This window comes from Citrobacter sp. MGH 55, assembly GCF_016906145.1.
GTDB classification, from domain to species: Bacteria; Pseudomonadota; Gammaproteobacteria; order Enterobacterales; family Enterobacteriaceae; genus Citrobacter_A; species Citrobacter_A amalonaticus.
Window position 1 is genome coordinate 3,042,577 of record NZ_CP070239.1, and the last position, 21,089, is coordinate 3,063,665.

The window sequence follows — 21,089 nt, forward strand, 5'->3', positions numbered from 1 at the left end:
CCGGGTAATGTGAGCTGGATCAATCAATCACGCCCCTTTTATTGATCACCTCGCAGAAGCCTGTATGGTAGTCGTCATTCAGGTAAGCTAATTTGGTATAACAACTTTGTGAGGTAAAGCAATGGAACAAACCTGGCGTTGGTACGGGCCTAACGATCCGGTATCGCTTGATGATGTGCGTCAGGCTGGTGCAACGGGTGTTGTGACAGCATTGCACCACATTCCGAACGGCGAAGTGTGGCCGGTCGATGAGATTAAAAAACGTCAGGCGATTCTGGCGGAAAAAGGGTTAACCTGGTCGGTGGTCGAAAGTATTCCGGTTCATGAAGAGATCAAGACCCGCTCCGGTCAGTATCAGACATGGATCGCAAATTATCAGCAGAGCATCCGTAATCTGGCAGCCTGCGGCATCGACACCGTCTGCTATAACTTTATGCCGATTCTGGACTGGACGCGTACCGACCTTGAGTACGAATTGCCAGACGGTTCGAAAGCGCTGCGTTTCGATCAAATAGCCTTCGCCGCTTTTGAGTTGCATATCCTCAAGCGTGCGGGTGCGGAAGCGGACTATAGCGAAGAAGAACAGCGTCAGGCGTTGGCTTATTTCAATACCATGAGCGACGCGGATATCGAAAAACTGACCCGTAATATCATTGCCGGTCTGCCTGGTGCGGAAGAGGGTTATACGCTCGATCAGTTCCGTGCGCGTCTGGCCGAGTATGACGGCATCAGCAAAGACGATCTGCGTGACAATATGGCCGTGTTCCTGCGTGCGATTGTCCCGGTGGCTGAAGAAGTGGGCGTGCGTCTGGCAGTGCATCCTGACGATCCGCCGCGTCCGATTCTCGGGTTACCACGCATTGTCTCCACCATTGAAGATATGCAGTGGCTGAAAGAGACCGTCGACAGCATCTACAACGGTTTCACCATGTGCACAGGCTCTTACGGCGTTCGTGCGGATAACGATCTGGTGAAAATGATTGAAACCTATGGCGATCGTATCCACTTTACCCATCTGCGCTCGACGTGCCGCGAAGCGAACCCGAAAACCTTCCATGAAGGCGCACATTTGCAGGGTGATGTGAATATGGTCGCGGTGGTGACGGCGATTCTGACCGAAGAGCAGCGCCGTAAGAAGGCGGGGGATTTGCGTCCCATTCCGATGCGCCCCGATCACGGTCATCAAATGCTGGACGATCTGCATAAGAAAACCAACCCGGGTTATTCCGCGATTGGCCGTCTGAAAGGGCTGGCGGAAGTGCGCGGTGTAGAACTGGCGCTGAAAATGACCCAGTTCCGCGACCTGCTGTAAAACAGCAAATGACAAAAAAAGGACAGCTCAGGCTGTCCTTTTTTACATCCATTCAAAAATTAATCCGCACGGCCCATATAGCGGCGCTCTTCGATATGAATGCGGATTTTCTCACCGGCGCTCAGGTATTCTGGCACCTGAATAACCAGACCGGTGCTCAGCGTCGCGGGTTTGTTACGCGCACTGGCAGAAGCGCCTTTGATGCCTGGAGCGGTTTCCACGATTTCCAGATCTACCGTCTGCGGCAGTTCGAGCGCCAGCAGTTGGCCGTCCCAGGTCAGCACCTGCATATCCGGCATTCCACCTTCCGGGATAAACAGCAGCTCTTCTTCGATCTGATCTTTGGTGAAGGTATAAGGCGTGTAGTCTTCTTTATCCATGAACACGTATTCGTTGCCATCGATATAGGAGAAGTCGACGCCACGGCGGCTCAGGGTCACGGTATCGACAATGTCATCGCCCTTGAAACGCTCTTCCACTTTCAGACCCGTGCGGACATCGGAGAACCGCATTTTGTACAGCGTTGCCGCGCCACGGGCTGTCGGGGACTGAATATCGATATCTTTCACAATCAGCAGTTTGCCGTTGTAATTCAGTACCATACCTTTTTTGATTTCGTTCGCTCTTGGCATCGAAAAGATCCTGTTATAGAGATTAGCTAAATTATCGCGTCAAACTACTCGCGCCGGGTCATTCAGGCAAGTGGAATTCACCTTTAGCTGGTGCAAAAAAGGTGGTACTGTGCGCGCCTGTCCGGTGGTCACAATAAAGAGAGTCAGATTATGGAATGCCGTCCGGATTGTGGGGCGTGTTGTATTGCCCCTTCTATTTCCAGCCCCATCCCCGGCATGCCGCAGGGAAAGCCCGCAAACGTCAGGTGCGTCCAGCTCTCAGATGACAACCTGTGCCGTATCTTTGGCTCCAGCCTCCGCCCCAACGTCTGTCGCAGCCTCAAACCGTCCCAGGAAATGTGCTTAACGAACCGCGACGAGGCGATGACCTGGCTTATTGATCTTGAAGCGCTGACCGCGCCCTAAACATCCTTAATGCGCGACAGGCAGGCCATGGTGGCGACAATCATCACCAGCGCAAACCAGAAAACGGCATGGTAGTTCCAGATTTCAGCGGCAATGCCCGCCAGCGATCCGGCGATAATCCAGCCGACGCGGATGGTATTGGTGTAGAGCGTGGTGGCGGACCCTGCCTGACCAGGCATCAGATCCTGAAAATAGAGCATACCGATGCCGCCGAGAATACCGATATAGATGGCGTTCAGCAATTGTAAACCCAGCAGCACAACAGGGGAGTGCGCGATCAGCATTCCTGCGTAAAAGCAAAAACCGGCAGCGACCGCAATGCACATTAGCAGACGTTTACCCAGACGTTTTGCGAAGTAGCCAGCAATCAACATGGTCGGGATTTCCAGACCGGCCGCTGTCCCCATCATCACACCCGCCAGTTTCTCCGGCAGATGCAGCTCATTAATAATAAACAGCGGCATATTAATGATATACAGGCTGTTGGTACCCCACATTAAGGTACAAATGGCAAACAGCAGCAGGGTATCGCGACGGTTACGACGCGGCGCTTCCAGCGTACCGATCGCCAGTGCGGTCTCTTTGCGCATGGACGGTAAGAAAAACCATACCATTGCCCCGCAAACTACAAACGCCACCGCGGCACTGAGGTACATCACCGTAAAGCTGAAGCCCATTGCCAGCGCGTAAGCCAGCGGCGGGCCGATCACCCACGCAAGGGAAACCTGGGCGCGCAGTATGGAGCTGAACATCACCGCTTCACGGCCTGTGCGGTCAGCATGTTCGCGGGCCAGGGCAAACATTTGCGGGTTGGCGGTCGACCCAAAACTGCTGAGAAACACCCCGATAAACAGCAAAATAAAGTAGTTACGATTCCAGGCAAATAACACGCACGCCAGCATGCCCAGCGCACAGCAGAAGACGATCAGCTTTTTGCGATCGCCTTTTTTATCTGAACGTCCCGCCAGAAACTGGCTCACCAGGATGCCGATCACCGCACTGCCGGTAAAAAAGAAGCCGACCATTGCTGGGCGCGCATGGACTTCATCAGTCAGAAAAAGGCTTAGCGTGGGGGTCTGTAGCGCACCGGCGATACCGGTGAGAAAGGCGACAATAAGGAAAGCCGTAGACGTCAGGTCAAACGTTTTTGGCGAGGCGGCAGCGGGGGTATTGTGCATGTTTGGATATCAGTAGTGTGACGAGACGCGGAGTTTACGCCGCTTAGTGAGAAATAAACAGATGACTAAATCAAAATCGCCACGAAAAATCAAAATGGCATTTCACTCTGACAATGCTGTTAGCTGACGCTGCTGAACCTTAAGTGAAATGACGCTGTATTGACTTCAGCAACCTACCGCCAGTGAGGCAAAAATGTGCATTGCTTCTAAATTTTGCGATCAAAAATGCAACTTTACTTGCGTGCTGAAGCAGAAAGCGCAAGACTTCTTGAAACGTTTCAGCGCTGTCGAGTTTCAGTTGAGGGAACCGTATAGCGTCTTTTTTCTCATGTAAGCTGAATCGTTTCAATTCAGCAGGAGAGGAGAACCATGTTTCAGTTATCCGTTCAGGACATTCATCCGGGCGAGCAGGCCGGAGACAAACAGGAAGCCATCCGTCAGGTTGCCGCTGCGTTAGTGCAGGCTGGCAACGTTGCGGACGGCTACGTAGACGGCATGCTTGCTCGCGAGCAGCAGACGTCCACTTTTCTCGGCAACGGGATTGCGATTCCGCATGGCACAACCGATACCCGCGATCAGGTGCTGAAAACCGGCGTTCAGGTTTTTCAGTTCCCGCAGGGCGTAACCTGGGGTGACGGTCAGGTGGCATATGTGGCGATTGGCATCGCCGCCAGCTCCGATGAGCACCTTGGTCTGCTGCGTCAGCTGACGCACGTGCTGAGCGATGACTCCGTAGCTGAACAGCTTAAGTCAGCGACCACGGCTGAAGAGCTGCGTGCGTTGTTGATGGGCGAAAAGCAGAGTGAGCAGCTGAAGCTCGACAACGACACGCTGATGCTGGATGTCGTCGCGACCGATTTAGTGACGTTGCAGGCGCTGAATGCGGCACGTCTGAAAGAGGCTGGCGCCGTAGATGCGGCGTTTGTCGCGAAAGTGATTAACGAACAGCCGATGAACCTGGGGCAGGGGATCTGGCTCAGCGACAGTGCTGAAGGCAACCTGCGCAGCGCCGTGGCGGTGAGTCGTGCGGTAAATGCTTTTGACGTACAGGGCGAAAAAGCGGCGCTGCTAGTGACCGTTGCCATGGCTGACGACCAGCCCGTCGCCGTGCTAAAGCGTCTAGGCGATCTGCTGCTGGAGACGAAAGCTGACCGTCTGCTAAACGCCGACACGGCGACTGTCCTGGCACTGCTGACCAGCGATGACGCACTGACTGATGATGTGCTGAACGCCGAGTTTGTGGTCCGCAATGAGCACGGCCTGCATGCCCGTCCGGGGACCATGCTGGTCAATACGATTAAACAATTCAACAGTGAAATTACCGTGGCAAACCTTGATGGAACCGGCAAACCGGCAAATGGACGTAGTCTGATGAAAGTGGTGGCGCTGGGCGTGAAGAAAGGACATCGCCTGCGCTTTACGGCGCAGGGGGCTGATGCTGAACAGGCGCTGAAAGCGATTGGCGATGCCATCGCTGCCGGTCTTGGGGAGGGCGCGTAATGAGCAGACGTGTTGCGACCATCACGCTAAACCCGGCCTACGATCTGGTGGGGTTCTGTCCTGAAATTGAGCGCGGTGAAGTTAACCTGGTAAAAACGACCGGTCTGCACGCGGCGGGGAAAGGGATCAACGTCGCCAAAGTGCTGAAGGATCTCGGCATCGACGTGACGGTCGGCGGTTTCCTCGGCAAAGATAACCAGGACGGTTTTCAGCAGTTGTTCAGCGAACTGGGAATTGCTAACCGTTTTCAGGTGGTGCAGGGGCGTACCCGCATCAACGTCAAGCTGACGGAAAAAGACGGTGAAGTCACCGACTTCAACTTCTCCGGTTTTGAGGTCACGCCTGCCGACTGGGAGCGTTTTGTTAATGATTCCCTGAGCTGGTTGGGTCAGTTCGACATGGTGTGCGTCAGCGGTAGTCTGCCATCCGGCGTGAGTCCAGAAGCCTTCACCGACTGGATGACGCGTCTGCGCAGTCAGTGTCCATGCATTATCTTTGATAGTAGTCGTGAAGCCCTGGTTGCAGGACTAAAAGCCGCGCCGTGGCTGGTGAAACCGAACCGCCGTGAACTGGAAATCTGGGCCGGCCGCAAGCTGCCAGAAATGAAAGATGTGATTGAGGCGGCGCATGCGTTACGTGAACAGGGTATCGCACATGTGGTGATCTCCCTGGGAGCAGAAGGCGCGCTGTGGGTGAACGCCTCGGGAGAATGGCTCGCCAAACCGCCTTCGGTTGACGTGGTCAGCACCGTAGGCGCCGGGGATTCGATGGTTGGCGGCCTGATTTACGGTCTGCTGATGCGTGAATCCAGCGAACATACGCTGCGTCTGGCAACAGCCGTTGCTGCGCTGGCAGTCAGTCAGAGCAATGTCGGTATTACCGATCGTCCTCAGTTGGCCGCAATGATGTCGCGTGTCGACTTACAACCGTTTAACTGACAGCAGGAGAGGCATAATGAAAACGCTGCTGATTATTGACGCTAACCTCGGGCAGGCTCGCGCTTACATGGCGAAAACTCTGCTCGGTGCGGCGGCGCATAAAGCAAATCTGGATATCATCGACAATCCAAATGACGCTGAACTGGCGATCGTACTGGCCGATGCCATCCCTAATGACAACGCGTTGAACGGCAAAAAAGTCTGGCTGGGTGATATTGCCCGGGCGGTGGCGCATCCTGAGCTATTTCTTAGCGAAGCCAAAGGTCACGCGAAGCCTTATAGCGCACCGGTTGCTGTAGCGCCTGTTGCCACAACCAGCGGTCCGAAACGCGTCGTGGCCGTGACGGCATGCCCAACCGGCGTAGCACATACCTTTATGGCGGCGGAAGCGATCGAAACCGAAGCGAAAAAACGCGGCTGGTGGGTGAAAGTCGAAACCCGCGGTTCTGTGGGCGCTGGCAATGCCATTACGCCGGAAGAAGTGGCCCAGGCGGATCTGGTGATTGTGGCGGCAGATATTGAAGTGGATCTGGCGAAATTTGCTGGTAAACCCATGTACCGTACCTCTACCGGTCTGGCGCTGAAGAAAACCGCGCAGGAACTGGATAATGCCGTGGCGCAAGCCGTGGTATATGAGCCCGCCGGCAAAGCGCAGGCTGCGGCGAATGAAGGGAAAAAAGAGAGTGCTGGCGCGTATCGTCACCTGCTGACGGGCGTGTCCTACATGCTGCCGATGGTGGTTGCCGGCGGTCTGTGTATCGCGCTTTCCTTCGCCTTTGGTATCGAAGCGTTTAAAGTCGAAGGGACACTGGCGGCCGCGCTGATGCAAATTGGCGGCGGTTCAGCCTTTGCGCTGATGGTGCCGGTTCTGGCGGGCTACATTGCTTTCTCGATTGCTGACCGTCCGGGTCTGACGCCAGGTCTTATCGGCGGTATGCTCGCCGTCAGCACGGGTTCTGGCTTTATTGGCGGGATCATTGCGGGCTTCCTTGCAGGCTATGTGGCGAAGGCCATCAGCACGAAGTTGAAGCTGCCGCAGAGTATGGAAGCGCTGAAACCGATCCTGATTATTCCGCTGATTTCCAGCCTCGTGGTGGGTCTGGCTATGATCTACCTCATCGGTAAACCGGTCGCCGGGATCCTCGAAGGGTTAACGCACTGGCTGCAAACCATGGGGACGGCGAATGCGGTGCTGCTGGGTGCGATCCTCGGTGGGATGATGTGTACCGACATGGGGGGGCCGGTTAACAAGGCGGCATACGCGTTTGGCGTCGGTTTGCTGAGTACACAAACCTACGCGCCAATGGCGGCTATTATGGCGGCAGGCATGGTGCCACCGCTGGCGCTGGGTCTGGCAACCATTGTTGCGCGTCGTAAGTTCGACAAGGCGCAGCAGGAAGGGGGTAAAGCGGCGCTGGTACTGGGTCTGTGCTTTATCACCGAAGGAGCCATTCCTTTCGCCGCGCGCGACCCGATGCGTGTTCTGCCGTGCTGTATCGTTGGCGGCGCGCTGACGGGGGCGATCTCAATGGCGGTTGGGGCGAAACTGATGGCACCGCATGGTGGTCTGTTTGTTCTGCTGATCCCAGGGGCGATTACCCCGGTGTTGGGATACCTGATTGCCATTGTCGCCGGTACGCTGGTTGCGGGTCTGGCCTATGCCTTCCTGAAACGTCCGGAAGAAGATGCCGTCGCCAAAGCGGCATAAAGTCATCATTTCACACCAGGGCAGAGAGTTCTCTGCCCTTTTTTTCTCTCCGTTTTGTGTCCTTCCTCTCAAATATTTCCTCGCTTGCAAACTGTATCTATAAAAAATTGTGATTCTGTTCATATCTGGCGGCTTTTGCTCTTGCCAGTGCGTTTACTTTCATAAAAACAAGCTTACTATAAACACATGTTTGAATATAAACATGTGCTCTAATAAGTCGTTTGAGCCGTGAATAGTCTTAACAATCTCAAAGTCATGGTATTTTCGTACCAGGAGATGTGCTATGCGCGAAAAGGAATACATCATCACGATTGGTTCCGCCAATATGGACGTTGCAGGATATTCGCATGCTTCCTTGAATTATGCGGACTCAAATCCGGGGAAAATTAAATTTACACCCGGCGGGGTTGGTCGCAATATCGCTCACAATCTTGCATTGCTCGGGAAAAATTCCTGGTTAATGACGGCGGTTGGCAATGATTTCTATGGCCAATCGTTATTGGCACAGACGAATCAGTCAGGCGTGCATGTGGATAATTGCCTGATTGTTGCCGGTGAGAACACCTCAAGTTATTTATCGCTTCTCGATAATACCGGTGAAATGCTGGTGGCAATCAATGACATGAGCATTACCGAACATATTTCGGCGGCGTTTCTGGCGCAGCATCTCGATTTTATCCGGGGTGCCCGTGTCATTGTGGCAGATTGTAATATTAGTGAACAGACGCTGGCCTGGTTACTGGATAACGTGGGGGATGTACCGGTGTTTGTTGACCCGGTATCGGCGTGGAAATGCGTCAAGATCCGCGAGCGTCTGGCCCAAATTCATACCCTCAAACCTAATCGTCTTGAGGCGGAAACTCTCAGCGGCATTGCGCTTTCAGGGCGCGAAGATGTTGCGAAAGTCGCTGCCTGGTTCCATACGCGTGGCTTGCACCGTCTGGTACTCAGCATGGGGGGCGATGGGGTCTATTACAGTGAAAAAGACGGTGAGAGCGGCTGGTCGCTACCGATAAAAACCCATGTCGTTAACGTTACCGGAGCGGGAGATGCCATGATGGCGGGACTCGCTTCCTGCTGGGTTGAAGGCATGCCCTTCATTGATTCTATTCGATTTGCACAGGGTTGTTCCTCAATGGCGCTGGCCAGTGAATATACCAATAACCCTGAATTATCTGTTGCGAACGTTAAAACCCTTGTGGAGAACACAGAATGTCTGAATTAACGATTTCCTCTGAATTACTGCATATTTCGCCAGAAGTCCAGGACGCTATTAACAGTAAAAAACCGATTGTTGCGCTTGAATCGACAATTATTTCTCACGGTATGCCTTTTCCACAAAATGCGCAGACGGCAATTGAAGTCGAAGAAACTATTCGTAAGCACGGTGCTGTGCCGGCAACGATTGCCATTATTGGCGGAGTAATGAAAGTCGGCCTGAGTAAAGAAGAAATTGAATTATTAGGTCGCGAAGGACATAGCGTAACTAAAGTCAGTCGTCGTGATTTACCGTTTGTGGTAGCCGCCGGAAAAAATGGCGCGACCACGGTTGCTTCAACCATGATTATTGCCGCCCTTGCGGGTATTCACGTTTTTGCTACCGGGGGTATTGGCGGCGTTCATCGCGGTGCGGAACATACGTTTGATATTTCCGCCGATCTTCAGGAACTGGCTCATACCAATGTAACCGTGGTTTGTGCCGGTGCGAAATCTATTCTCGATTTAGGTTTAACCACGGAATATTTAGAAACGTTCGGTGTGCCGTTAATTGGATATCAGACCACTGCGTTACCGGCATTTTTCTGCCGTACCAGTCCGTTTGAGGTCAGTATCCGTCTCGACAGCGCGAAGGAAATTGCCCGGGCGATGGCAGTGAAATGGCAAACTGGCCTGAACGGAGGTCTGGTGGTCGCCAATCCAATCCCGGAAACCTACGCCATGGCGGAAGAGAAAATCAATGCGGCGATTGACCAGGCCGTCCGGGAAGCGGAAGAGCAGGGCGTTATCGGTAAAGAGAGCACGCCGTTCCTGCTGGCGCGCGTTGCTGAATTAACCGGAGGCGACAGCCTGAAGTCCAACATCCAACTGGTGTTTAACAACGCCGTACTGGCCTGCGAGATTGCGAAGGAATATCAACGCCTCGCCTGATCGAAACGAACGGGCAGCGTGCGGTCGCCCGAAACCACCAAAACCTGGCCTCGCGCCGGGTTTCCTGGCATGAAGGGAAATCATTATGGATATAATGAGAAGTGTTGTGGGTATGGCGGTACTGCTGGTGATCGCATACTTACTGTCAGTGAATAAAAAACACATCAGCTTACGTACCGTGGGCGCAGCGCTGGTGCTGCAAATTGCGATTGGCGGGATCATGCTCTATTTCCCTCCGGGCAAATGGCTGGTTGAACAGGCCGCGCTGGGCGTGCATAAAGTTATGTCTTACAGTGACGCGGGCAGTGCCTTTATTTTTGGCTCTCTGGTTGGGCCAAAAATGGATGTGCTGTTTGATGGTGCCGGTTTTATCTTCGCCTTCCGCGTGCTCCCGGCGATCATTTTTGTCACCGCGCTTATCAGCCTGTTGTACTACATTGGCGTGATGGGACTGCTGATTCGCATCCTGGGCGGGATTTTCCAGAAGGCCCTGAATATCAGTAAGATTGAATCGTTCGTTGCGGTCACAACGATTTTCCTCGGGCAAAACGAGATCCCGGCGATTGTGAAGCCGTTTATTGACCGCCTGAATCGCAATGAACTGTTTACCGCGATCTGTAGCGGGATGGCCTCGATTGCGGGCTCGATGATGATTGGCTACGCCGGTATGGGCGTGCCGATTGATTATCTGCTGGCGGCCTCGCTGATGGCGATTCCTGGCGGGATCCTGTTTGCGCGTATTCTGAGTCCGGCAACGGAAGAGTCAAAAGTCACTTTCGAAAACCTCTCTTTCACCGAGACGCCACCGAAAAGCATTATCGAAGCCGCGGCAAGCGGTGCGATGACCGGGCTAAAAATTGCCGCAGGCGTGGCAACGGTGGTCATGGCATTTGTCGCGATTATCGCACTGCTTAACGGTATTATCGGCGGAATTGGCGGCTGGTTCGGCTATGGGCATGCGACGCTTGAAGGGATCTTCGGCTGGGTGTTAGCCCCGCTGGCGTGGATCATGGGCGTTGACTGGAGCGATGCCACCCTGGCAGGGAGCCTGATTGGGCAGAAGCTGGCAATCAACGAATTTGTCGCTTACCTCAACCTGTCGCCTTATTTGCAGGATGGCGGCACCCTGGATGTGAAAACCATCGCCATCATCTCTTTTGCGCTGTGTGGGTTTGCCAATTTTGGTTCCATTGGCGTAGTGGTCGGGGCGTTCTCGGCTATTTCGCCTCAGCGCGCGCCGGAAATCGCCCAGTTGGGTATGCGGGCGCTGGCGGCAGCCACGCTCTCTAACCTGATGAGTGCGACCATTGCCGGGTTCTTTATTGGACTGGCGTAGCGTGGCTGATGGCTTATCCGGTCAGGGGACCGACCCTGGGCCGGATAAGCCGTTTTCACTGGCTTGTTTTTAACAGATACAGCGCGTTATCAGCGGAAAGGGTGGGGTTGTTGATACTGACGCTGGCGCGTGACAGGGCCGCACAGGCCATTGCGAAATTCGCGCTTTCGCGAAAATCGCTCCCTTCCAGAAAGCAATAGATCAGTCCGGCCATAAAACCGTCATCGGCACCGAAGCTGTCGACCACCGTATGCGCGGGCGGCGTGAGCAAGAATTGCTCACCATCTTTCTCGCTACAAAAGACTGACTCATCTTCCAGACAGACAAAAATCTGTTGAATGCCCTGTTGATGAAGGGCATTCACCGCGCTGAGTCGATCGGCATCGCTGTTGATGGGGTGACCCCATAAGATCTCCAGCTCTTTTTGTGTCGGTTTCAGCGTATGGATGCGCGTAAACCAGGTTTTCACCTTCGTCGCTTTGAACTCGGAAACGGTATCAATAAATACCGGAATATCATCAGCAACCGTAAAGACCCATTCAATGGCTTCCGGCGTCAGGTTGCAGTCCGCCAGCACCACTCCGGCGTGACGGATTAAATCCCGTGAGCTGTTCAGCAACTGCGGCGTTAGCTGTTGCAGGATATGGGTATCATTAATTGCCAGCACCGTCTCTTCTTGCTGATTGGCGATGGAGAGATAAGTTGAGGTGTTATGCCCATGCAGGCGAATGCAACTGGAGATATTGACGCCTGCCTGGCGTGTTTGTTCCAGCAACGTCTCGCCGTAAAAATCACTGCCGACAGCGGAAATCAGATGCACATCGCGACCCAGCAGGGCGAGGTTATGGGCAATGTTGCGCCCGACGCCACCCGCAGAACAGTGGATACTGCCTGGGTTAGAGGCGGCCTGCGGGTAGTGGATATCCGCCATCCCACGAATATCCATGTTAATCGCCCCTACCACCACGCAATAGGCCTGTTCGGTAAGAATGTAACCTTTTCCTTTGATTGCCCCTTTACGCATCAGGTCCATGATGTGCGCGGCGACGCGTGAACGGCTGATCTGCAAAATATCAGCGATTTCGTTTTGCTGAATCAGCGGGTTGCGGCGCAGAATTTTGAGTATCTGTTTTTCCCTGTCGTTCATGATTACGCAACCGCCTTTTCAGTTTGCTGCGCTTTCAGCCACGCGATCTCTTCTGCCCAGATGTCGGGATTGATGGTTTCCAGCACCAGCGGAATGCCGTCGAAACGGGCGTCCTGCATGATCCAGCGGAACGCGTCATGACCAATGTTGCCTTCGCCCAGACTGTGGTGACGGTCGACCCGGCTGCCAAAGGCACTCTTGGCATCGTTCAGGTGCATACCGCGCAGGTACTGGAAACCGACGATGCGCTCGAATTCGGCAAAGGTTTTTTCGCATTCGGCGGCGGAACGCAAGTCGTAACCCGCGGCGAAAGCGTGGCAGGTGTCAATGCAAACGCCGACGCGTGATTTGTCTTCTACACCATCGATGATGGCGGCAAGGTGCTCGAATTTGAATCCGAGGTTGCTGCCCTGACCGGCAGTATTTTCAATCACCGCAGTCACCCCTTCGGTCTGGGCGAGTGTGATGTTGATCGACTCAGCAATCTTTGCCAGACACTCGTCTTCCGAAATTTGCATCAGGTGGCTGCCTGGATGGAAGTTAAGCAGAGATAAGCCGAGTTGTTCACAACGCTGCATTTCATCAAGAAAAGCCGCGCGGGATTTTTCCAGCGCCTCGCCGACCGGGTGGCCCAGGTTGATCAGATAGCTATCGTGCGGCAGGATTTGAGCGGATGTGAAGTGGTATTGCTCACAGGCGGCTTTAAAGTCATCGATGATTTGCGCGGTAAGAGGGGCGGCGCGCCATTGACGCTGATTTTTAGTAAAGAGTGCAAACGCGGTTGCCTCGATTTCAGCGGCGCGAATTGCGGCATTTGCCAGCCCGCCAGCTGCGCTGACGTGTGCTCCGATGTATTTCATTAAAGACTCCTGTTAACCCACCAGATGTGGCCTGGCGGATTTGTGTATCCGAAAATTGAATCTTGCCAATCATAGCGGGTTAACAGGGTCGGGATGTAGTGAATTATGCAATAACGTGCTGGACCAGGACGTTAATCACGCCACCGCCGACAATCAGCCAGATGAACAGCACCAGTGCCATCAACAGCGGTTTCGCCCCGGCTTTCTTCAGCGCGCTGACATGCGTCGTCAGCCCCAGTGCCGCCATTGCCATAGCCAGCAGGACCGTATCCAGTGTGACCAGCATGTTCACCACCGCCTGCGGTAGCAGGTGGAACGAGTTGAAAATGGCGACCACAATGAACAGGATGGCAAACCACGGAATGGTGATTTTGCTTTTTTCCCCACCGTTGGCCGGTGACAGTTGCTTAACGCGAGCGGCCATAAAGATGAGGAACGGAGCCAGCATCATGACGCGCAGCATTTTGGCAATCACCGCTGCGTTTTCGGCGTCCGGGTTAATCGCGTGTCCTGCCGCCACAACCTGAGCAACTTCATGCATGGTGGAGCCAATGAAGATGCCGTAGGTTTCCGGACTAAACCAGTGCGCCAGCAGCGGATACATCGCCGGGTAGAGGAAAATCGCCATCGTCCCGAAGATCACGACCGTTGCGACGGCAACCGTGACTTTGCTGGCTTCGGCTTTCACAACCGGTTCCGTCGCCAGTACCGCCGCCGCGCCGCAAATGCTGCTACCCGCGCCGATCAGCCAACTGGTCTGGCGATCCAGCCCAAAGACTTTTTGCCCCAGAAAGCACGCCAGCATAAAGGTGCTGGACAGCGTCAGGATGTCGATCAGAATGCCGCTGACACCTACGTCAGCAATTTGCGCGAAGGTGAGGCGAAAGCCGTAGAGAATGATCCCCAGGCGTAATAAATGTTGTTTGGCAAACAGGACGCCGCCGTCGCAGCTTTTCCAGATTTGGGGATAGACGGTGTTACCGATCACCATTCCCAATAAAATCGCTAAGGTGAGGGCGCTGAATCCGGCACCTGCCACGGCGGGAATGGACCCGCCCCATAAGGCGACTCCGGTAATCACTGCACTCAGGGCAAGCCCCGGAATAAAATGCCACATTGTTCGACGATGATTCGTTAAGGTGAGTTCTGTCATTGCCTTCTCCTCTTTTATGGGCAAAAGGTTACGGCGAACTGGCTTAAAAATAAAATTGATTATATATTTATAATTAATCTTTATAAGTGGTAAGTGACCATGCACATCACCCTGCGGCAACTCGAAGTCTTCACCGAAGTTTTGAAAAGCGGCTCAACAACGCAGGCATCGGTGATGCTGGCGCTGTCGCAATCGGCAGTCAGCGCGGCGCTGACCGATCTGGAAGGTCAACTGGGCGTTCAGCTTTTCGACCGCGTAGGCAAACGGCTGGTGGTGAATGAGCACGGGCGCTTGCTTTACCCGCGGGCGCTGGCGTTGCTGGAGCAGGCGGTGGAGATTGAGCAGTTGTTCCGCGAAGACAACGGCGCGATACGCGTGTATGCCAGCAGCACCATCGGCAACTATATCCTTCCGGGGGTGATTGCCCGTTATCGTCGCGATTTCCCCGCGTTGCCGCTGGAACTTAGCGTCGGCAACAGTCAGGATGTGATTACAGCGGTGCTCGATTTTCGAGTCGACATTGGGCTTATCGAAGGGCCGTGTCACAATACGGAGATCATCTCGGAGCCGTGGCTGGAAGATGAACTGGTGGTCTTCGCCGCACCATCTTCACCGCTGGCGCAGGGACCGGTGACGCTTGAACAGCTCGCAGCCGCCCCCTGGATCCTGCGCGAACGCGGTTCCGGGACGCGCGAAATTGTCGATTATCTGCTGCTGTCGCACCTGCCCAAATTTGAAATGGCGATGGAGCTGGGAAACTCCGAAGCCATCAAGCATGCCGTTCGTCATGGGCTGGGCATTAGCTGTCTGTCACGACGCGTGATTGATGAACAACTCCAGGCGGGAACGCTGAGCGAAGTGGCGGTGCCGCTTCCGCGTCTGGTGCGTACGCTCTGGCGGATCCATCATCGCCAGAAACACCTCTCTAATGCGCTCCAGCGCTTCCTCAATTATTGCGAATAATGCCAGCCGGGGACCGATCGCCTGACGGTGATAAGTCCTGGGGGCAGTAAGTTCCCCATTCTCTGCTATTACTTATAATCCGCGGCCAGTCATGAAGGTCTCTTATAACAGCGCATTTGTGCCGGAAGACGAGCGTTTCGTCTGCTACAATCGCGCCTCATTTTTTGGATGGATAGCATTTTCACATGGTTTCCGAAACTAAAACCACAGAAGCGCCCGCGTTACGTCGCGAACTGAAGGCGCGTCACCTGACGATGATCGCGATTGGCGGTTCTATCGGTACAGGTCTTTTCGTGGCATCTGGTGCCACCATTTCCGCAGCGGGTCCAGGTGGTGCGCTGTTTTCCTATATTCTGATTGGCCTGATGGTGTACTTCCTGATGACCAGTCTGGGCGAACTGGCGGCGTATATGCCGGTGTCCGGTTCGTTTGCGACCTACGGTCAGAACTATGTTGAAGAAGGCTTCGGCTTCGCGCTGGGCTGGAACTACTGGTACAACTGGGCGGTGACCATCGCTGTTGACCTTGTGGCGGCACAGCTGGTGATGAGCTGGTGGTTCCCTGATACCCCAGGCTGGATCTGGAGTGCGCTGTTCCTCGGCGTCATCTTCCTGCTGAACTACATCTCGGTCAGAGGCTTTGGTGAAGCGGAATACTGGTTCTCACTGATCAAAGTGGCCACTGTGATTATCTTCATCATTGTTGGCGTTATGATGATCGTCGGTATTTTCAAAGGCACTCAGCCGGTGGGCTGGAGCAACTGGACGACGGGCGATGCGCCGTTTGCCGGTGGCTTTGCGGCGATGATTGGCGTGGCGATGATTGTCGGTTTCTCCTTCCAGGGGACGGAACTGATTGGTATTGCCGCCGGTGAATCTGAAGATCCGGAGAAGAACATTCCGCGTGCGGTGCGTCAGGTGTTCTGGCGAATCCTGCTGTTCTATGTCTTCGCGATTCTGATTATCAGCCTGATCATTCCGTACACCGATCCGAGCCTGCTGCGTAACGATGTTAAAGACATCAGCGTCAGCCCGTTCACGCTGGTCTTCCAGCATGCCGGTCTGCTCTCTGCGGCGGCGGTGATGAATGCGGTGATCCTGACGGCGGTGCTGTCGGCGGGTAACTCCGGGATGTACGCCTCAACCCGTATGCTTTACACCCTGGCCTGCGATGGTAAAGCGCCGCGTATTTTTGCGAAACTGTCTCGCGGCGGTGTTCCGCGTAATGCGCTGTATGCCACGACGGTGATTGCCGGTCTGTGCTTCCTGACCTCAATGTTCGGTAACCAGACGGTGTACCTGTGGCTGCTGAATACTTCCGGGATGACGGGCTTTATCGCCTGGCTGGGGATTGCCATCAGCCACTATCGTTTCCGTCGTGGGTATGTTCTGCAAGGGCATGACGTGAAGGATCTGCCGTATCGTTCCGGCTTCTTCCCGCTGGGGCCGATCTTCGCGTTTGTTCTGTGTCTTATCATCACGCTGGGCCAGAACTATGAAGCGTTCCTGAAAGACACCATTGACTGGGGCGGCGTGGCGGCAACCTATATTGGTATCCCGCTGTTCCTGATTATCTGGTTCGGCTATAAGCTGACCCGCGGGACTCACTTCGTACGTTACAGTGAAATGCACTTCCCGGAACGCGTGAAGAAATAGTCGTAAACGCGTGAATGAAGGGATAAAAAAGCCTCCGTTGCGGAGGCTTTTTTTTGGGAGGGACTCAGAAGTTGTACGTCAGACCTACCGTATAACGACGACCATCGAGAATGGTGTCATAGGTATCGTAATCAATCTGTTTATCCAGCGCGTTGTACACCCCGGCTGTCACCAGCAGGTTTTTGTTCGCGTTGTAACGCAGACCGACATCAACCTGCGTATAGGACGGTGTGCCCTGCGACATTGAGGTGCGGCTCAGGTATTCAGACGTTTTACCGCGGAAGTTCAGACGGCTCCAGAAGCCGACGGTCTCCGTTGCCTGCCAGTCCAGCGTGGTGTTAAACATATGCTTTGGCATTTTGTTTAATGGCTTGCCTTCAAACTGGCCGCTCTTCTGTTCTGACTCGGTATAGGTGTAGTTAGCCGTCCAGTTGAGGTCGCGGGTCATCTTCCAGCCGAATGTGGATTCCACGCCACGCATGTTGGCTTTATCGACGTTCACGCGATCGCTGACAAAATCATAGCTTTCGCTGCCAATCGTACAGGCCGGATCGGCGCTGCTATTGCAGCGACGGACTTCGGTGATCTTGTCTTTGAAATCAGTATTGAACAGGGTGATGCCGGCATTAAGGTTATCGCCGTTATCCCACAGCAGTCCCAGCTCTTCGCTCAGGCTCTTTTCCGGTTTCAGATCCGGGTTGCCGACAATAATGCCATTCAAACGACCGCCACCGGTTACCTGACCCCAGTTTGCGGAGGATTGACGCAGATCGGGTGCGCGGTAGCCTGCGGAGACGCCACCTTTTAAGGTCCATTGATCGCTCAGATGCCAGACGCCATAACCGCGCGGCGTCCAGTTGTCGCCGTAGTTTTCGTCCTTATCCATACGGATCCCGCCGGTCAGGGTAAAACTATCGGTCATCGCCCATTCGTCTTCTGCAAACAGCGCCCAGCTCCAGCGGGTCAGTTTATTCAGACCGTCAGCCGCTTCCAGTTGGTTGCCGTTATCGCGCAGTTTTTCATAACGGTACTGACCGCCCAGCGTCATCGTATGGGCGCCGAGGAAAATCTGGTTCTGGTTATTGAAGATCGTGTTGTATGACTTCATCTCACGACCCGGGTTGTGGGTCTCTTCCTGCTGGATATAGCTGGTGCTGTTGAAATCATCGTAATAGCCGCTGTGCGTCAGTGAATACGTGGTGTGCTCATAGCGGTTTTCACTTTTCGTGTTTGGCTTACAGGTGCCTTTCCGGCAGGTTTCCTCGGCCATCGATTTACCTGGCGTACTGTTGCGATCCTGCAATTCACGAGCGATATCAAAATCGATGTCGTTCTTATCATCCGGTGTAAAGTTAAGGGTCAGACCGCCGTTACGCAGGCGCTGCTCATTGTAACCGTTGACGATCTGATCTTCCGCGCGGCGGGACAGCAGTCCGGTGACTTTCGCGCCCAGCAAGCCGTCGATTAGCGGACCAGAAGCATAGGCATTGGTCTGGAACAGATCACCGGAGTCGCTGTTTTCCTGGAAAGTAGCGTCACCGTGCAGAGAACCGGTCCAGCCTTTGGTGTTAGAGACTTTTTTGGTGATCACGTTAATCACGCCGCCCATCGCATCGGATCCATACAGCGAGGACATCGGGCCACGGATGACTTCGATACGCTCGATGGACTCCAGCGGCGGCAGCCAGCCCTGCTCGATCCCAGAATTATCGCTGTTCGGACGCGTACCGCGAGTGCTGATGCGTTTACCGTTCACCAGGAACAGCGTGTATTGCGACGCCATCCCTCGGATGCTGATATCACTGCTGCTGCCCCCGCCAGTGACGACTACGCCAGGGACATCTTTCAGTGCATCGGTAACGTCACGGTAAGCTTTGTCTTCAATTTGCTGTTTTGAAATAACCGAAATTGACGCTGGGGCGTTCTGGATTTTCTGCTCAAATCCCGTCGCGGTAACCACAACGGTATCCTGATCGGCAGCATGAACGAGCGATGGGAGGCATGCCGCGCTGACGACGATGGCAATAGCCTTAACGTGAGGTATAGTCATTTTGTCATTCCATTAAACGAATAAAAACCGCGTGCCATGTAAAAGGCCATGACAACTGTATGTGTTTGTCTTTTAAGAACTCTTAGCGGTAAAGAAGCGGGGGAAATTGTACAAAAGAATGAATATTTGTAAACACAAATGATAATTGAAATCATTTGCGTTTGTTTGGTTTGTGAGGAAAAACCTTTTAAGTCAATAAGATAACGGAACGTAAATGTGAGGAAAAAATGAAGAAATCATGGAGAAAGGGAGAAGAAAAAGGAGGGCGCATTGCCCTCCTGCGGTTATTTCATCAAATGTGCGGCATGGAAGCGCAGATGATCCTCAATGAATGAGGCAATAAAGTAATAGCTATGATCGTAACCAGGCTGAATACGCAGCGTCATCGGCCATGCGGTCTGGCGTGCGGCTTCAGCCAGAACCGCGGGTTGGAGCTGATCGGCCAGAAACTGATCGCTGTCGCCCTGGTCAATCAGCGTCGGGATGGCGTCTTCCGGCTGGCTGGCGTACATCAACGCACAGCTATCCCATTGCGCCCATGCGGCGCGATCCTCGCCGAGATAGGCGAGAAACGCTTTTTCGCCCCACGGGACGCGGCACGGGTTAACGATGGGGGCGAATGCAGAAACGCTGGTGTATTTGCCTGGATTTTTCAACGCCATGATCAGCGCACCGTGACCGCCCATGGAGTGTCCACTGATCGCGCAGCGATCGCTGACGTTAAAATGCGCCTGAATCAGCGACGGGAGTTCGTCCCGCACGTAATCATACATGCGGAAATGAGCAGCCCAGGGTTGCTGCGTCGCATTGAGATAAAAACCGGCCCCCTGACCAAGATCATACCCCTCATCGTTGGCGACCTGTTCACCGCGCGGGCTGGTATCCGGCATGACTAAAACGATGCCTAATTCAGCCGCGATACGCTGCGCACCGGCCTTAGTGGTAAAGTTTTCATCATTACAGGTTAACCCGGACAGCCAGTACAGAACCGGCGGAGGGGTCGTATCGCGAGGGGGAGGGAGAAAAATGCTGAACGTCATTGCACAGTTCAGCGTGGTGGAGTCGTGACGCCAGCGTTGCTGCCAGCCTTCAAAACAGCGGTGCTCTTCGAGCATTTCCATGCGTGGCTCCTTGTTGTGTTGAACCTGAATGTGTTCGCAAACTCCCCATAATACAGATAATTCATGGCACTGTGAGTAACTTTCACTTCCGCATCGCGCAGACTTGCTTCATCATCGAGCACACGTCGATGTAACCCTTCCCGTCCCCTTTTACGAAACGCGGTTTGAAAGGCAACGGCGATTTCAATAATTATCGTTGTGAATACTGGATTATGTGCGCGGCCTCACGCACAATAATCAGGCTGTCAACAGCCTACAAACTTTGCCCCACGCAGGGCAGAGGCGCCACACCTGCAGGAGAAGAATAAATGTCATCACTCAGTAAAGAAGCGGCCCTGGTTCATGAAGCGCTGGTAGCGCGAGGGCTGGAAACGCCGCTGCGCCCGCCCGTGCATGAGATGGATAACGAAACGCGCAAACGTCTTATCTCAGGCCATATGACCGAGATCATGCAGTTGCTGAACCTCGACCTGAGCGATGACAGCCTGATGGAAACCCCGCATCGCATCGCCAAAATGTATGTCGATGAGATTTTCTCAGGCTTGGATTACGCCAATTTCCCGAAAATCACCGTCATTGAAAACAAAATGAAAGTCGATGAGATGGTCACCGTACGCGACATCACTCTCACCAGCACGTGTGAACACCATTTTGTGACCATTGATGGTAAAGCCACCGTGGCCTATATCCCGAAAGAGTCGGTGATTGGTTTGTCGAAGATCAACCGCATCGTCCAGTTCTTTGCCCAACGTCCGCAGGTACAGGAGCGTCTGACGCAACAGATCCTGACCGCGCTGCAAACTCTGCTGGGAACCAATAACGTGGCCGTATCGATTGATGCGGTGCATTATTGCGTGAAAGCACGCGGTATTCGTGATGCCACCAGTGCAACCACCACCACCTCGCTTGGCGGTCTGTTTAAATCGAGCCAGAATACGCGTCAGGAATTTTTGCGCGCGGTCCGTCATCACAACTGATTAAGG

At 54.0% G+C, this 21,089-nt stretch carries 18 protein-coding genes; 11 read left to right on the forward strand and 7 right to left on the reverse strand.

Annotation, left to right across the window (positions count from 1 at the left end; all coding sequences use genetic code 11):
- Positions 1 to 121: 121 nt before the first annotated feature.
- Entirely contained in the window at positions 122 to 1,312 is a 1,191-nt protein-coding gene (gene uxuA / locus JTI98_RS12220) for a mannonate dehydratase (RefSeq protein ID WP_216081305.1), read from the forward strand.
- Positions 1,313 to 1,371: 59 nt separating this feature from the next.
- Here the strand turns inward: uxuA and yeiP are convergent, their stop codons facing one another.
- Positions 1,372 to 1,944, reverse strand: coding sequence for an elongation factor P-like protein YeiP (gene yeiP / locus JTI98_RS12225; protein WP_012131588.1), 573 nt, complete (start codon positions 1,942 to 1,944; stop codon positions 1,372 to 1,374).
- A 150-nt stretch (positions 1,945 to 2,094) separates the two neighbouring features.
- Between yeiP and JTI98_RS12230 the strand changes: the two genes are divergently transcribed.
- The gene (locus JTI98_RS12230; protein WP_043000107.1) at positions 2,095 to 2,349 is read left to right on the forward strand and encodes a YkgJ family cysteine cluster protein; all 255 of its coding nucleotides are present in this window, start codon (positions 2,095 to 2,097) and stop codon (positions 2,347 to 2,349) included.
- Here the strand turns inward: JTI98_RS12230 and setB are convergent.
- On the reverse strand, positions 2,346 to 3,527 hold the full coding sequence (gene setB, locus JTI98_RS12235) for a sugar efflux transporter SetB (protein ID WP_216081306.1): 1,182 nt from the start codon (positions 3,525 to 3,527) through the stop codon (positions 2,346 to 2,348). The two genes, JTI98_RS12230 and setB, sit on opposite strands and share 4 nt — an antisense overlap.
- A gap of 369 nt (positions 3,528 to 3,896) precedes the next feature.
- On the opposite strand from setB, the gene fruB reads away from it, so the two are divergent.
- The 6 genes from fruB (at position 3,897) to JTI98_RS12265 (ending at position 11,157) form a co-directional block, all read left to right on the forward strand.
- On the forward strand, positions 3,897 to 5,027 hold the full coding sequence (gene fruB / locus JTI98_RS12240; RefSeq protein ID WP_044266153.1) for a fused PTS fructose transporter subunit IIA/HPr protein: 1,131 nt from the start codon (positions 3,897 to 3,899) through the stop codon (positions 5,025 to 5,027).
- Positions 5,027 to 5,965 carry a 1-phosphofructokinase gene (fruK, locus tag JTI98_RS12245; protein WP_043000110.1) on the forward strand — a complete coding sequence of 313 codons (939 nt, stop codon included), beginning with the start codon at positions 5,027 to 5,029 and terminating at the stop codon, positions 5,963 to 5,965. The genes fruB and fruK overlap by 1 nt, the downstream gene beginning before the upstream one ends.
- A 16-nt stretch (positions 5,966 to 5,981) precedes the next feature.
- Positions 5,982 to 7,673, forward strand: a complete 1,692-nt coding sequence (gene fruA, locus JTI98_RS12250) for a PTS fructose transporter subunit IIBC (RefSeq protein WP_044258626.1) — start codon at positions 5,982 to 5,984, stop codon at positions 7,671 to 7,673.
- Between the two features lie 283 nt (positions 7,674 to 7,956).
- On the forward strand, positions 7,957 to 8,898 hold the full coding sequence (locus tag JTI98_RS12255) for a pseudouridine kinase (protein ID WP_058586831.1): 942 nt from the start codon (positions 7,957 to 7,959) through the stop codon (positions 8,896 to 8,898).
- Positions 8,886 to 9,821, forward strand: coding sequence for a pseudouridine-5'-phosphate glycosidase (locus JTI98_RS12260; protein ID WP_044258629.1), 936 nt, complete (start codon positions 8,886 to 8,888; stop codon positions 9,819 to 9,821). Before JTI98_RS12255 ends, JTI98_RS12260 begins: the two co-directional genes overlap by 13 nt.
- Before the next feature lie 85 nt (positions 9,822 to 9,906).
- Positions 9,907 to 11,157 carry a NupC/NupG family nucleoside CNT transporter gene (locus tag JTI98_RS12265; protein ID WP_043000113.1) on the forward strand — a complete coding sequence of 417 codons (1,251 nt, stop codon included), beginning with the start codon at positions 9,907 to 9,909 and terminating at the stop codon, positions 11,155 to 11,157.
- A gap of 55 nt (positions 11,158 to 11,212) precedes the next feature.
- Here JTI98_RS12265 and JTI98_RS12270 read toward each other — a convergent pair whose 3' ends face one another.
- From JTI98_RS12270 to JTI98_RS12280, 3 genes are all read right to left on the reverse strand, one after another.
- Entirely contained in the window at positions 11,213 to 12,304 is a 1,092-nt protein-coding gene (locus tag JTI98_RS12270; protein WP_043000114.1) for a sugar kinase, read from the reverse strand.
- A gap of 2 nt (positions 12,305 to 12,306) precedes the next feature.
- On the reverse strand, positions 12,307 to 13,164 hold the full coding sequence (gene nfo / locus JTI98_RS12275; protein ID WP_043000115.1) for a deoxyribonuclease IV: 858 nt from the start codon (positions 13,162 to 13,164) through the stop codon (positions 12,307 to 12,309).
- 103 nt (positions 13,165 to 13,267) lie between these two features.
- On the reverse strand, positions 13,268 to 14,317 hold the full coding sequence (locus JTI98_RS12280; protein WP_044326536.1) for a YeiH family protein: 1,050 nt from the start codon (positions 14,315 to 14,317) through the stop codon (positions 13,268 to 13,270).
- A gap of 99 nt (positions 14,318 to 14,416) precedes the next feature.
- Here JTI98_RS12280 and yieE point away from each other — a divergent pair, with 99 nt between their 5' ends.
- Both yieE and lysP read left to right on the forward strand, forming a co-directional pair.
- Entirely contained in the window at positions 14,417 to 15,280 is an 864-nt protein-coding gene (gene yieE, locus JTI98_RS12285; protein WP_043000117.1) for a DNA-binding transcriptional regulator YeiE, read from the forward strand.
- 185 nt (positions 15,281 to 15,465) lie between these two features.
- The gene (gene lysP / locus JTI98_RS12290; protein WP_043000118.1) at positions 15,466 to 16,935 is read left to right on the forward strand and encodes a lysine-specific permease; all 1,470 of its coding nucleotides are present in this window, start codon (positions 15,466 to 15,468) and stop codon (positions 16,933 to 16,935) included.
- A 64-nt stretch (positions 16,936 to 16,999) separates the two neighbouring features.
- Here the strand turns inward: lysP and JTI98_RS12295 are convergent, their stop codons facing one another.
- Both JTI98_RS12295 and fghA read right to left on the reverse strand, forming a co-directional pair.
- The gene (locus JTI98_RS12295; RefSeq protein WP_044258635.1) at positions 17,000 to 18,985 is read right to left on the reverse strand and encodes a ligand-gated channel protein; all 1,986 of its coding nucleotides are present in this window, start codon (positions 18,983 to 18,985) and stop codon (positions 17,000 to 17,002) included.
- A 284-nt stretch (positions 18,986 to 19,269) separates the two neighbouring features.
- Positions 19,270 to 20,106, reverse strand: coding sequence for an S-formylglutathione hydrolase (fghA, locus tag JTI98_RS12300; RefSeq protein WP_044326534.1), 837 nt, complete (start codon positions 20,104 to 20,106; stop codon positions 19,270 to 19,272).
- 308 nt (positions 20,107 to 20,414) lie between these two features.
- On the opposite strand from fghA, the gene folE reads away from it, so the two are divergent.
- Entirely contained in the window at positions 20,415 to 21,083 is a 669-nt protein-coding gene (gene folE, locus JTI98_RS12305; protein ID WP_043000121.1) for a GTP cyclohydrolase I FolE, read from the forward strand.
- Positions 21,084 to 21,089: the final 6 nt, after the last annotated feature.